General features: G+C 71.8%; 12 protein-coding genes. 5 read left to right on the forward strand and 7 right to left on the reverse strand.

Translation table 11 applies throughout. From position 1 onward, the window contains the following. Position 1 precedes the first annotated feature (1 nt). Positions 2 to 769: an NUDIX hydrolase gene (locus ACZ4UB_RS19305; protein ID WP_354380706.1), complete on the reverse strand. Its 768-nt coding sequence runs from the start codon at positions 767 to 769 to the stop codon at positions 2 to 4. A 98-nt stretch (positions 770 to 867) separates the two neighbouring features. Then, a complete protein-coding gene (gene nth, locus ACZ4UB_RS19310) occupies positions 868 to 1902 on the reverse strand; it encodes an endonuclease III (protein WP_468071580.1) in 1035 nt (344 codons plus the stop codon). A 193-nt stretch (positions 1903 to 2095) separates the two neighbouring features. On the opposite strand from nth, the gene ACZ4UB_RS19315 reads away from it, so the two are divergent. Next, positions 2096 to 2770 (forward strand): Crp/Fnr family transcriptional regulator, encoded by a 675-nt coding sequence (locus ACZ4UB_RS19315; protein ID WP_003981529.1) that lies wholly within the window; start codon positions 2096 to 2098, stop codon positions 2768 to 2770. Positions 2771 to 2886: 116 nt separating this feature from the next. Next, positions 2887 to 3687: a nucleotidyltransferase domain-containing protein gene (locus ACZ4UB_RS19320; RefSeq protein WP_468071582.1), complete on the forward strand. Its 801-nt coding sequence runs from the start codon at positions 2887 to 2889 to the stop codon at positions 3685 to 3687. Here ACZ4UB_RS19320 and ACZ4UB_RS19325 read toward each other — a convergent pair. The 4 genes from ACZ4UB_RS19325 to ACZ4UB_RS19340 form a co-directional block, all read right to left on the reverse strand. Continuing rightward, on the reverse strand, positions 3684 to 4544 hold the full coding sequence (locus ACZ4UB_RS19325; RefSeq protein ID WP_468071584.1) for an MBL fold metallo-hydrolase: 861 nt from the start codon (positions 4542 to 4544) through the stop codon (positions 3684 to 3686). The two genes, ACZ4UB_RS19320 and ACZ4UB_RS19325, sit on opposite strands and share 4 nt — an antisense overlap. Then, positions 4541 to 5455: an NUDIX hydrolase gene (locus tag ACZ4UB_RS19330; protein ID WP_468071586.1), complete on the reverse strand. Its 915-nt coding sequence runs from the start codon at positions 5453 to 5455 to the stop codon at positions 4541 to 4543. Before ACZ4UB_RS19330 ends, ACZ4UB_RS19325 begins: the two co-directional genes overlap by 4 nt. An 88-nt stretch (positions 5456 to 5543) precedes the next feature. Beyond that, complete coding sequence (locus ACZ4UB_RS19335; protein ID WP_468071588.1) at positions 5544 to 6023, reverse strand: RidA family protein; 480 nt, start codon at positions 6021 to 6023, stop codon at positions 5544 to 5546. After that, the gene (locus tag ACZ4UB_RS19340) at positions 6020 to 6181 is read right to left on the reverse strand and encodes a DUF4177 domain-containing protein (RefSeq protein ID WP_007264966.1); all 162 of its coding nucleotides are present in this window, start codon (positions 6179 to 6181) and stop codon (positions 6020 to 6022) included. The genes ACZ4UB_RS19335 and ACZ4UB_RS19340 overlap by 4 nt, the downstream gene beginning before the upstream one ends. 96 nt (positions 6182 to 6277) lie before the next feature. Here ACZ4UB_RS19340 and bagA point away from each other — a divergent pair, with 96 nt between their 5' ends. After that, positions 6278 to 7258, forward strand: a complete 981-nt coding sequence (bagA, locus tag ACZ4UB_RS19345; RefSeq protein WP_468071590.1) for an ATPase BagA — start codon at positions 6278 to 6280, stop codon at positions 7256 to 7258. Further along, positions 7255 to 8652, forward strand: a complete 1398-nt coding sequence (bagB, locus tag ACZ4UB_RS19350) for an ATPase BagB (protein ID WP_468071592.1) — start codon at positions 7255 to 7257, stop codon at positions 8650 to 8652. The genes bagA and bagB overlap by 4 nt, the downstream gene beginning before the upstream one ends. Positions 8653 to 8669: 17 nt before the next feature. On the opposite strand, the gene ACZ4UB_RS19355 is transcribed toward bagB, so the two are convergent. After that, positions 8670 to 9020, reverse strand: a complete 351-nt coding sequence (locus ACZ4UB_RS19355) for a WhiB family transcriptional regulator (protein WP_330331229.1) — start codon at positions 9018 to 9020, stop codon at positions 8670 to 8672. Positions 9021 to 9405: 385 nt separating this feature from the next. Between ACZ4UB_RS19355 and ACZ4UB_RS19360 the strand changes: the two genes are divergently transcribed. Then, complete coding sequence (locus ACZ4UB_RS19360) at positions 9406 to 11727, forward strand: transglycosylase domain-containing protein (protein ID WP_468071594.1); 2322 nt, start codon at positions 9406 to 9408, stop codon at positions 11725 to 11727. The last annotated feature ends 113 nt before the right edge of the window (positions 11728 to 11840 follow it).

The following is an 11840-nucleotide window of genomic DNA, read 5'->3' on the forward strand; positions in this document are numbered from 1 at the left end:
CTCATGCGCGCCAGTCGAGGGGGACCTCGCGCGAGCGGTCCCACGGCTGCTCCCAGCCGGCGAAATGCAGCAGCCGGTCGATCACACCGGCGGTAAAACCCCAGACCAGAGCCGATTCGACCTGGAAGGCGGGGCCTTGGAAGCCGCCGGGATGCACGACGGTGACCCGATGGGCGGGGTCCGTGAGATCCGCCACGGGAACCGTGAAGACGCGGGCGGTCTCCGCGAGGTCCACGGCCCCGACCGGGCTGGGCTCGCGCCACCAGCCGAGGACGGGGGTCACGACGAACTCGCTCACCGGGATGTAGAGCCGGGGCAGCACGCCGAAGAGCTGTACGCCCGCCGGGTCCAGGCCGGTCTCCTCCTCGGCCTCGCGCAGGGCGGCCCGCAGCGGGCCGGTGGTGTGGGGATCGCCGTCCTGCGGGTCCAGGGCGCCGCCGGGGAAGGACGGCTGGCCCGCGTGGGAGCGCAGGGTGCCCGCGCGCTCCATCAGCAGCAGCTCGGGGCCGCGCGGGCCCTCGCCGAAGAGGACCAGGACGGCGGACTGGCGGCCCGCGCCGTCCTCGGGGGGCAGGAAGCGGCTCAGCTGTGTCGGCCGGACGGTCCGGGCGGCCGTGACCACGGGGTCGAGCCAGCCGGGCAGCCCGCGCGTGCTGACCTCGACCCCGTCACCGGGCGCGGGCCCGGGTACGGCTCCGGCCACGGGTCCGTGCCCGGTGCGGGCCCGGGTCTCGGTGGTCACGCTGTCGTCCTGCGTCCCGCGCGTCATAGGCACCCTTGCTCCCTGTACTTCCGACACCGGGACAACGCGGTCCCTGGCCGGATTCGTTCCTCAAGACACCAACGTGAACCGTCGTGGGCCGCTGCTCACGACCCCGCGCCGAGCGGGGCCGCCGGACGGCCCGGATAGTCGGCGGGCGGGGTCAGCCGCTGACCCGGATGCCCGCCCATCTCGTACTTCAGGAGCAGCTTCGCCTTCTCCGGATCGGTCTCGCCCTCGCCGTACGCCGGGCAGAGCGGCGCGATCGGGCAGGCGCCGCAGGCGGGCTTGCGGGAGTGGCAGATCCGGCGGCCGTGGAAGACGACCCGGTGCGAGAGCATCGTCCACTCGCTCTTCGGGAAGATCGCGCAGATCTCCGCCTCGACCTTCTCCGGGTCCTCCTGCTCGGTCAGCTTCCACCGGCGCACCAGGCGCCCGAAATGGGTGTCGACCGTGATCCCGGGGACCCCGAAGGCATTGCCGAGGACCACGTTGGCCGTCTTGCGGCCCACCCCGGGCAGGGTGACCAGGTCCTCGATCCGGCCCGGCACCTCCCCCTCGAAGCGGTCCCGCAGGGCGGCCGAGAGGCCGAGCAGCGACTTGGCCTTCGCCCGGAAGAACCCGGTCGGCCGGATGATCTGCTCCAGTTCCTCGGGCACGGCCGCGGCCATGTCCTCGGGGGTGGGGTAGGCCGCGAAGAGGGCCGGGGTCGTCTGGTTCACCCGCAGGTCGGTGGTCTGCGCGGACAGGACCGTGGCGACGAGCAGCTCGAAGGGGTTGCGGAAGTCCAGCTCCGGGTGGGCGTACGGATAGACCTCGGCCAGTTCGCGGTTGATCCGGCGGGCGCGCCGGACCATGCCGAGGTGGGTCTCCGCCTTCGCCGTCTTCACGGGCCGCACCCCCTTCGCCTCCCCGGCCGCCGTCTTCGCCGTCTTCACTTCCTTCGCCGTCTTCGCTTCCTTCGCGGCCGGCGCCGTTCCGGCTTTCTTCACCGCGGGTTTCTTGGCCGAAACTTTGCTCTTCGCGGGCGGCGACCCCTCCGGAGCCGACCCGGAAGTGGCATGTTCGCCCACAGCTGAATTACGGGCCGCGGTCACACCCGCGGACCCCTTGGCCTGTGCTCTCACCGGCTTATTGGACACCCGGCCAGCCTAAGGCCGGGCGCTGACACCCGCCCGGACCTCTGGTAACACCACTCCGATTGGCCTCTCGCCGCACAGCACACCCGTATGTCCGGCATCCTTGTGACTTGAGTGACTGATCGCACTGTTTAAGGCGTCCGGCAAAATAGGGGACGAAGGTCCCCTGACGCCGGTCGACATAGGAGAGAGACTCGTGGACGACGTTCTGCGGCGCGCCCCGCTCTTCGCGGCGCTCGATGACGAGCAGGCCGCGGAGCTCCGCGCATCCATGGGCGAGGTGACCCTCGCCCGCGGTGACGCCCTGTTCCACGAGGGCGACCCCGGCGACCGCCTGTATGTGGTGACCGAGGGCAAGGTGAAGCTCCACCGCACCTCGCCCGACGGCCGCGAGAACATGCTGGCCGTGCTCGGCCCCGGCGAGCTGATCGGCGAGCTCTCGCTCTTCGATCCCGGCCCGCGCACCGCCACGGCGACCGCGCTGACCGAGGTCAAGCTGCTCGGCCTCGGCCACGGCGACCTCCAGCCCTGGCTCAACGCCCGGCCCGAGGTCGCGACCGCGCTGCTGCGCGCGGTGGCCCGCCGCCTGCGCAAGACCAACGACCAGATGTCCGACCTGGTCTTCTCCGACGTTCCCGGCCGCGTGGCCCGGGCGCTCCTGGACCTGTCGCGCCGCTTCGGCGTGCAGTCCGAAGAGGGCATCCACGTCGTGCACGACCTGACGCAGGAAGAGCTGGCGCAGCTCGTCGGCGCCTCCCGCGAGACCGTGAACAAGGCCCTGGCCGACTTCGCCGGGCGCGGCTGGCTCCGCCTCGAAGCGCGCGCCGTGATCCTGCTCGACGTGGAGCGGCTGGCGAAGCGCTCGCGCTGACGCCGTCCGCCGCACCGCGACACCCGTGAGGGGGTCCCGCCCGTTCAGGGCGGGGCCCCCTTTCGCGCGTCCCGGCCTCCGCCGGTACCCGGGGCCGGGGTGCCACAGTGATCCGCATGGCACACAGAGGGCTGGACTCCGAGGGGTTCATCGAGCGCGAGGGCTCCCTCGGGCGGGTGCCCGCGCCCTTCCGGGACGTGGTCGCCGCCGCGCGGACGCGGATCGCCGAGGCGTACGGGCAGCGGCTGCACAGCGCCTACCTGTACGGGTCCGTGCCGCGCGGCACCGCCCGGCCCGGCCGCTCCGACCTGGACCTGCTGCTCGCCCTGCACCGCGAGCCCACGGGCGAGGACCGGGACACCGCCGAGGTGCTCGCGCGCGGGCTCGACCTGGACTTCGCGCAGACGGACGGCGCCGGCATCCTCCTCTACGGCAAGGAGACCCTGCTCAGCGAGGCGGAGCGGCACGACCTGGGGTGGTTCCTCGCCTGCCTGTGCACCCCGCTGCTCGGTGCGGACCTGGCCGAGCACCTGCCGCGCTACCGCCCGGACGCGCTGCTCGCCCGGGAGACCAACGGCGACCTGGACGACGTACTGGCCACCGCGCGCGAGCGGGCCGCGGCGGCGCGGACGGACGCGGAGCTGCGCAAGCTGAACCGTTTCCTCGCGCGACGGCTCGTGCGCACCGGCTTCACCCTGGTCATGCCCCGCTGGGGCGGCTGGACCAGCGACCTGGCCGAGTCCGCGCGGGTCTTCGCCGGCTACTACCCGGACCGCGCGGACCAGATGCGCGCGGCCGCCGCCGAGGGCCTCGACCCCGGCCCCGACCGGGAGATCCTGCGCACGCACCTCGACGACCTCGGGCCGTGGCTCGCCGCGGAGTACACCGCCCGGCTGGGCCGCAGGTCCGCGCGTTAGGTCGTGCCGTCCGTCTCGGGGCCGCCCGGGATCAGGCCGTGCTCGCGCAGGTACTCCAGCTGGGCGCGTACGGACCATTCGGCGGCCGGCCACAGCGAGCGGTCCACGTCGGCGTAGACGTGGGCGACGACCTGCTCGGCGGTGGCGAAGCCGTTCTCCACCGCCGTCTCGATCTGGGCGAGCCGGTGCGCGCGGTGCGCCAGGTAGAACTCCACCGCGCCCTGCGCGTCCTCCAGGACCGGCCCGTGGCCCGGCAGGACGGTGCGCACCCCGTCGTCGACGGTCAGGGAGCGCAGCCGGCGCAGCGAGTCGAGGTAGTCCCCGAGCCGGCCGTCGGGATGCGCGACCAGCGTGGTGCCGCGGCCGAGGACGGTGTCCCCGGTCAGGACGGCCCCGTCGGCCGGGAGGTGGAAGCACAGCGAGTCGCCGGTGTGGCCCGGGGTGGGCACCACCAGCAGCTCCAGCCCACCGACCCGGATGACGTCGCCGCCCGCGAGGCCCTCGTCCCCCAGGCGCAGCGCCGGGTCCAGCGCGCGCACCGTGGTGCCGGTCAGCTCGGCGAAGCGGCCCGCGCCCTCGGCGTGGTCGGGGTGGCCGTGCGTGAGCAGGGTCAGCGCGATCCGCTTGCCCGCCCGCTCGGCCGTGTCGACCACGTTCCGCAGGTGGCCCTCGTCCAGCGGGCCCGGGTCGATGACCACGGCGAGGTCGGAGTCCGGTTCGCTGACCAGCCAGGTGTTGGTGCCGTCCAGCGTCATCGCGGAGGGGTTGGGGGCCAGTACGTTCACCGCGCGGGCAGTGGCCGGACCGGAGGTGACGGTCCCGCGCGGCTGGCCCGGCAGTGCGGCGGCGTCGGTCACGGTGTGCCTCCCTGGCGGACCCGCTTGGTGAACTCGTCGTGGCCCGGCCAGCTGAGCACCACCTCGCCGTCCTCCAGCGTCGCCCGGGCCAGTACCGGGGCCAGGTCCTGCCCCGCGGCCGCCGCGAGCGCCTCGGCGGCGCTCCCGTACGGCTCCAGCGAGCGCAGGGTGGAAATGGTCGGCGGCATCATCAGCAGCTCGCCCCCGTCGTAGCCCGCGGCGGCCTCGCTCGGGCGGATCCACACGGTCCGGTCCGCCTCCGTGGAGGCGTTGCGGGTGCGCTGGCCGGCCGGCAGGGCGGCCACGAAGAACCAGGTGTCGTAGCGGCGCGGCTCGAACTCCGGGGTGATCCAGCGGGCCCAGGCGCCGAGCAGGTCGGAGCGCAGCAGCAGGCCCCGGCGGTCCAGGAAGTCGGCGAAGGACAGCTCGCGCGCGACCAGCGCCCGCCGGTCGGCCTCCCAGTCGTCACCGGTGGTGTCGCCGACGACCGTGTCGGGGCTCTCGCCGGCGAGCAGGACCCCGGCCTCCTCGAAGGTCTCGCGGACCGCGCCGCAGATGATGGCCTGGGCGCTCGCGGTGTCCGTGCCCATGCGCGCGGCCCAGGTCGCGAGGGCCGGACCCGCCCACCCGATGCGGTGGTCCTCGTCGCGCGGGTCGACGCCGCCGCCGGGATAGGCGTACGCGCCTCCGGCGAAGGCCATGGAGGCGCGCCGGCGGAGCATGTGCACGGCGGGACCGCCGCCGCCCGCCCCGTCGCGCAGCAGCATGACGGTGGCCGCGCGCTTGGGCGCCACGGGGGTCAGCGACCCGTCGGCGAGGGCGCGGATGCGGTCGGGCCACTCGGGCGGGTACCACTGGCCGCCGGGGGCGGTGGGCTCGCCGGGCGACCGGCCGTGCGGATCATTCGGCATGGCGGGATGCTACGGGTATCCGGCGGGATGTTCGAGAGCCCCCTGCCGCCGCCCCCGGGAGGGAGCGACGCCAAGGGGCTCGGACGACCTAGACCTCGTCGGGGGTCAGCTCGACCAGGATCTCGACCTCGACGGGGGCGTCCAGCGGGAGCACCGCGACGCCGACCGCGCTGCGCGCGTGCACGCCGCGCTCGCCGAGCACCTCGCCCAGCAGCTCGCTCGCGCCGTTCAGCACGCCCGGCTGCCCGGTGAAGTCGGGGGCCGAGGCCACGAAGCCGACGACCTTGACGACGCGCGCGATCCGGTCGAGGTCACCCACGACGGACTTCACGGCGGCCAGGGCGTTCAGCGCGCACACGGCGGCCAGTTCCTTCGCCTGCTCGGGCGAGACCTCCGCACCGACCTTGCCGGTGACCGGCATGCTGCCCTTCACCATCGGGAGCTGGCCCGCGGTGTACACGTACGAACCCGTGCGCACGGCGGGCTGGTACGAGGCCAGCGGCGGGACGACGTCGGGCAGCGTCAGGCCGAGCTCGGCCAGCCTCGCCTCCACGGCGCCGGCGCTCATGCCTTCTCCCGCTTGAGGTAGGCCACGAGCTGCTCGGGGTTGTTCGGTCCGGGCACCACCTGGACCAGCTCCCAGCCGTCCTCGCCCCAGGTGTCCAGGATCTGCTTGGTGGCATGGACCAGCAGCGGAACGGTCGCGTATTCGAACTTCTTGGTCATGGGAGCGAGCGTAGTGCCTGTCCCGGGACGTGATGCGCGACCCGTCCTGCCCCCACCGCCCACGCCCGCGCCACCGAGGAATTAGGCTCGGTCGCTGTGAGCAGGCTCCAGGTGATCAGCGGCAAGGGCGGCACCGGAAAGACCACGGTCGCCGCGGCACTCGCGCTCGCCCTCGCACGCGAGGGCCGACGCACGCTTCTGGTGGAGGTGGAGGGCAGGCAGGGGATCGCGCAGCTCTTCGGCGCGGAGGCGCTCCCGTACGAGGAGCGCAAGATCGCCGTCGCACCGGGCGGCGGTGAGGTGTTCGGGCTCGCGATCGACGCGGAGCGGGCCCTGCTGGACTACCTCCAGATGTTCTACAAGCTCGGCTCGGCGGGGCGCGCCCTGAAGAAGCTGGGCGCCATCGACTTCGCGACGACGATCGCGCCGGGCCTGCGGGACGTGCTGCTGACCGGCAAGGCGTGCGAGGCGGTGCGGCGCAAGGACAAGGCGGGCCGGTTCGTCTACGACCACGTGGTGATGGACGCGCCGCCCACCGGGCGGATCACCCGGTTCCTGAACGTCAACGACGAGGTGGCGGGGCTGGCCCGCTTCGGTCCGATCCACAATCAGGCGCAGGCCGTCATGAAGGTGCTCAAGTCCCCCGAGACGGCCGTGCACCTGGTGACGCTGCTGGAGGAGATGCCGGTCCAGGAGACCGTGGACGGCATCGCCGAGCTGCGGGCGGCCGGGCTGCCGGTCGGCCGGGTCATCGTCAACATGATGCGACCGCACCACCTGGACGAGGGAACCCTGCGAGCGGCCGCCGGGGGCCGCCGCACCGAGCTGGCGCGGTCCCTGTCCCGGGCGGGCCTGGGCGGCGCGCACCGCGGGGGCCTGGCGGAGCGGCTGCTGGACCCGCTGCTGGAACAGGCCGCGGAGCACGCGGGCCGGGTGGAGCTGGAGCGGGAGCAGCGGGCGGTCCTGGCGGGGCTCGACGTGGCGGCGTACGAACTCCCGCAGCTGGGCGCGGGGATGGACCTGGCCGGGCTGTACGAGCTGGCGACGGAACTCCGCAAGCAGGTGGGGACCGAATGAGCGACAAGCTGGGGAGCACGGCGACCATGGGCCTGGACACTCCGCCGCGACTGGCGGTCGACGCGCTGCTCGACGACGCGAGCACGCGGATCATCGTGTGCTGCGGATCCGGCGGCGTCGGCAAGACCACCACGGCCGCGGCGCTGGGCGTGCGCGCGGCGGAACGCGGGCGCACGGTGGTCGTCCTGACCATCGACCCGGCGCGCCGCCTCGCCCAGTCGCTGGGCATCGACTCCCTCGACAACACCCCGCGGCGGGTCGCCGGGGTGGGCGGGGCCGATGACGCGCAGGGCGGCGGCGAACTGCACGCCATGATGCTGGACATGAAGCGGACCTTCGACGAGATCGTCGAGGGGCACGCGGACGGCGAGCGGGCGCAGGCGATCCTGGAGAACCCCTTCTACCAGTCCCTGTCGGCCGGTTTCGCGGGCACGCAGGAGTACATGGCGATGGAGAAGCTCGGGCAGCTGCGCGCCCGGGACGACTGGGACCTGATCATCGTCGACACCCCGCCGAGCCGTTCCGCGCTGGACTTCCTGGACGCGCCGAAGCGGCTGGGGTCCTTCCTGGACGGGAAGTTCATCCGGGTGCTGATGGCTCCGGCGAAGGTCGGCGGCCGGGCCGGGATGAAGTTCCTCAATGTCGGCATGTCGATGATGACCGGCACGTTGAGCAAGCTGATGGGCGCCTCGCTGCTGAAGGACGTCCAGACCTTCGTGGCCGCGATGGACACGATGTTCGGCGGCTTCCGGACCCGCGCGGACGCGACGTACCGGCTGCTGCAGGCTCCCGGTACGGCCTTCCTCGTGGTCGCGGCGCCCGAAGCGGACGCGGTGCGCGAGGCGGCGTACTTCGTGGAGCGGCTGGCCGCGGAACGGATGCCGCTGGCCGGGCTGGTGCTGAACCGGGTGCACGGCAGCGGGGCCGACCAGCTGTCCGCGGAGCGGGCGTTGGCCGCCGCAGAGAATCTTGAAGAGGGCGGCATTGTCGATCAGGAGTCCGGGAAAGCTGGACATCGTGGCTCCGCCGAGGACGGCTCCCCCGCCTCCACCGGCCCCGCCCCGAGCAACGGCACGGCTCCGCACGACTTCACGGCCGACACCCCCACGGCCGGAACGCCCGAGACCGAGCAGGTCGCGGCCGCCGAAACCAGCGCGGACGAGATCACTGCGGATGAGATCACCGCGGACGAGATCACCGCGGGTCTGCTGCGCCTGCACGCCGAGCGCATGCAGGTGATCGCGCGCGAACGCCGCACGCGTGATCGCTTCACCTCGCTCCACCCGGAGGTGGCGGTGGCCGAAGTGGCCGCCCTGCCCGGCGATGTACACGACCTCGCCGGGCTACGGGCCATCGGAGAGCGGCTCGCGGCCGGGGTACCGGCCGGAGCGTAGACGGGCTGCGCGGGGGTCTACCCGGCTGCCGCGTACGTCTCGAACCGAAGATCGACCTCCGCATCGACATCCACGGTGAGGATGCCCGTACTGCGCTCGTACTCCGTACGGGCGGTTTCGAGCAGCCGTCGCCACGAGGTGACGGTGGGGCGCCTGCGCAACAATGCGCGACGCTCCCGCTCGGTCATTCCGCCCCACACGCCGAACTCGACGCGATTGTCGAGCGCGTCGGCCAGGCATTCGGTCCGCACCGGACATCCGGTGCACACCGCCTTGGCCCTGTTCTGTGCCGCTCCTTGAACGAACAGTTCATCCGGATCGGTAGTGCGGCAGGCTGCCTGCGCACTCCAGTCGGTAACCCAGCCCATCCCGGCGCCGTCCTCTCCCGAATCGAGGCTCCCCCACGGCGGTAGCGGCATATTCACCGCTGCCAGTTGAGGACGTTACGGAAGGCGGGCACAGTGCAACACCCCCGTCGGGCCCAATCTTGAATGGTCCGAACGGACTATGGGTAAGCGGCAGATCACCCGACGGAGTGATCGGACGACATGCCCGACCATTCCGGCAATTCGGGTGAATCGACGGTGAACCCCCAGTGACAGGCGCGAGATTCGGACAAGAGTTCACCCCTTTCGGGAAGGGTGAAAACCACGCCGCAGGGTTGATGTCGCGCCACACTGCTGTGACAGTTGTTGCCAGCTTAGGCCAAGGCATTCGCATGTGTCCGGCGAATGAGAACGTAGGCTGCCCCTCATGGGAAAGAAGCGCTCAAGCGGAGGGCTCTCGGGGAGCCAACAGGCCGCCAGGTTCCTGGGGGTGTCCGTTCTCTCCGGAGTCGTGCTCGCCGGCATCGCGATCCCCGGCGCGGGCGCGCTGGGCCTCGCGGCCAAGGGCACGGTCGAAGGATTTGACGAGATCCCGGCCAATCTCAAGACACCGCCGCTGAGCCAGCGCACCACGATCCTGGACTCCGAGGGTGGCTTGATCGCCACTGTCTATTCGCGCGACCGCCAGGTCGTCCCGCTGACCGCGATCTCGCCGTACATGCAGAAGGCGATCGTCGCGATCGAGGACTCCCGCTTCTACGAACACGGCGCGGTGGACCTCAAGGGCATCCTGCGCGCCGTGAACCGCAATGCGCAGGAGGGCGGCGCCGCACAGGGCGCCTCCACGCTGACGCAGCAGTACGTGAAGAACGTCTTCGTCGAAGAGGCCGGTGACGACGAGTCGAAGGTGCGCGAGGCGCAGGAGAAGAGCCTCGGCCGCAAGATCCGCGAGTTGAAGTACTCGATCCAGGTCGAGGAGGAACTCGGGAAGAAGAAGATCCTCGAGAACTACCTCAACATCACGTACTTCGGCCAGCAGGCCTACGGAATCGAGTCGGCGGCGCAGCGCTACTTCAGCAAGCCCGCCAAGGACCTGACCCTGGACGAGGCCGCGCTGCTCGCGGGCATCGTCCAGTCGCCGAGCCGGTTCGACCCGGTCAACGACTCCGCGGAGTCGATGAAGCGCCGCAATGTCGTCCTCCAGCGGATGGCCGACATGAAGGACGTCTCGCAGGCGGAGGCGGACGCGGCGAAGGCCAAGCCCGTCACCCTGAAGGTCACCCGCCCCAAGAACGGCTGCATCACCGCCGTCAAGGGCGCCGGCTTCTTCTGCGACTACGTGCGCAACACCTTCCTGACCGACCCGGTCTTCGGCAAGACGCGGGAGGAGCGGGCGAAGGTCTGGAACCAGGGCGGCCTGACCGTGCGCACCACCCTGGACCCGCAGTCGCAGGAGTCGGCCAACGCCTCGATCAAGGAGCACGTCTACGCGGACGACTCGATCTCGACGGCCGTGACCATGGTCCAGCCGGGCACCGGGCGGGTCCTGGCGATGGGTCAGTCGAAGCCGTACGGCTTCGGGAAGAACGAGACGCAGATCAACTACTCCGTGGACAAGCGGATGGGCGGCTCCAACTTCGGCTTCCAGACGGGCTCGACCTTCAAGCCGTTCATCGCGGCGGCGGCCCTGGAGCGCGGGACGCTGCCGACGAAGGTGTACCCGGCGCCGTACGAGGTCGACTACCCGAGCCCGATCGCGCGCTGCGACGGCACGAACTACGTCAACCAGCGCGACCCGAAGACCAGGAAGTACGAGAAGGCGCAGAACGAGACCGAGGACGAGTTCGGTCCGTACGCGCTGCGGACGGCGATGGAGAAGTCCATCAACACGTACTTCGTCCAGATGATCGGCGACGTCGGGCTCTGCCCGGTCACCGAGATGACGCAGAAGCTGAACGTGGTCCCGGCCAGCGGCGAGAAGCTGCCCGAGTCCCCGTCCATCGCGCTCGGCTCCGCCGAGATGTCCCCGCTGACGATGGCCAACGCGTACGCCACCTTCGCCAACCGCGGCGTCTACTGCACCCCGATCGCGATCGAGGCGATCACCGACTCGCACAACAAGGCGCTCCAGGTGCCGAAGACCAAGTGCGACCAGGCGATGTCGGAGACCACCGCCGACACCATCAACACCCTGCTGCGCGGAGTGGTCGACTCCGGGACCGGTGAGAAGGCCGGCCTGACCGACCGCGACAGCGCGGGCAAGACGGGTACCACCGACAACCGCTACAACGCCTGGTTCGTCGGCTACACCACGAACATGTCCGGCGCGGTGTGGGTCGGCTCGGGCGGTGCGAAGAAGATCTCGATGGAGGACATCACCATCGGCGGGCAGTTCTACCCGAAGGTCTTCGGTGGTGGCCTGCCCGGTCCGATCTGGAAGGACGCCGTCTCGGGCGCCCTGTCCGGCCGCGAGTCCGCGAACTTCGCCACGGTCAGCATCCCGGAGCCCTCGGTCCCCTCGGGCGGCAGCCGCGGCAACGCGAACCCGCCGACCCCGAACCGCCCCGGCAAGCCGGGCAAGCCCGGGAAGCCGGGCGGCGACGGCAAGCCCGGTGACGGCTCGCCGGGCGGGCAGACGATCGCGGGTGCGGCCACCGGCGACCCGGGCGCCGGTACGCCGGGCATCCCCAACCCCGGCATCAGCATCCCGGCGGGCATCCTGGGCGAGCCGACGGGCCGCCGCCCCTAGGGGCACCCACGGACGACATGAAGGAGGGGGGGGGGGGGGTGGGGTCGCCCCGTGGGTGGCCCCCTCCCTTTGCCCCGGTTTGGTAGGGGGAAAGGTTGCCCGTTTCTAGGGCG

Source organism: Streptomyces sp. NPDC028419, from assembly GCF_055565515.1.

Bases quoted from the DNA above. Each gene is read 5' to 3' on its own strand.
- ACZ4UB_RS19320 (WP_468071582.1), top strand. From the start codon at position 2,887: ATGGCACACAGAGGGCTGGACTCCGAGGGGTTCATCGAGCGCGAGGGC.
- ACZ4UB_RS19340 (WP_007264966.1), bottom strand. From the start codon at position 6,181: ATGACCAAGAAGTTCGAATACGCGACCGTTCCGCTGCTGGTCCATGCC.
- ACZ4UB_RS19330 (WP_468071586.1), bottom strand. From the start codon at position 5,455: ATGCCGAATGATCCGCACGGCCGGTCGCCCGGCGAGCCCACCGCCCCC.
- ACZ4UB_RS19360 (WP_468071594.1), top strand. From the start codon at position 9,406: ATGGGAAAGAAGCGCTCAAGCGGAGGGCTCTCGGGGAGCCAACAGGCC.
- bagB (WP_468071592.1), top strand. From the start codon at position 7,255: ATGAGCGACAAGCTGGGGAGCACGGCGACCATGGGCCTGGACACTCCG.
- ACZ4UB_RS19335 (WP_468071588.1), bottom strand. From the start codon at position 6,023: ATGAGCGCCGGCGCCGTGGAGGCGAGGCTGGCCGAGCTCGGCCTGACG.
- ACZ4UB_RS19305 (WP_354380706.1), bottom strand. From the start codon at position 769: ATGACGCGCGGGACGCAGGACGACAGCGTGACCACCGAGACCCGGGCC.
- ACZ4UB_RS19355 (WP_330331229.1), bottom strand. From the start codon at position 9,020: ATGGGCTGGGTTACCGACTGGAGTGCGCAGGCAGCCTGCCGCACTACC.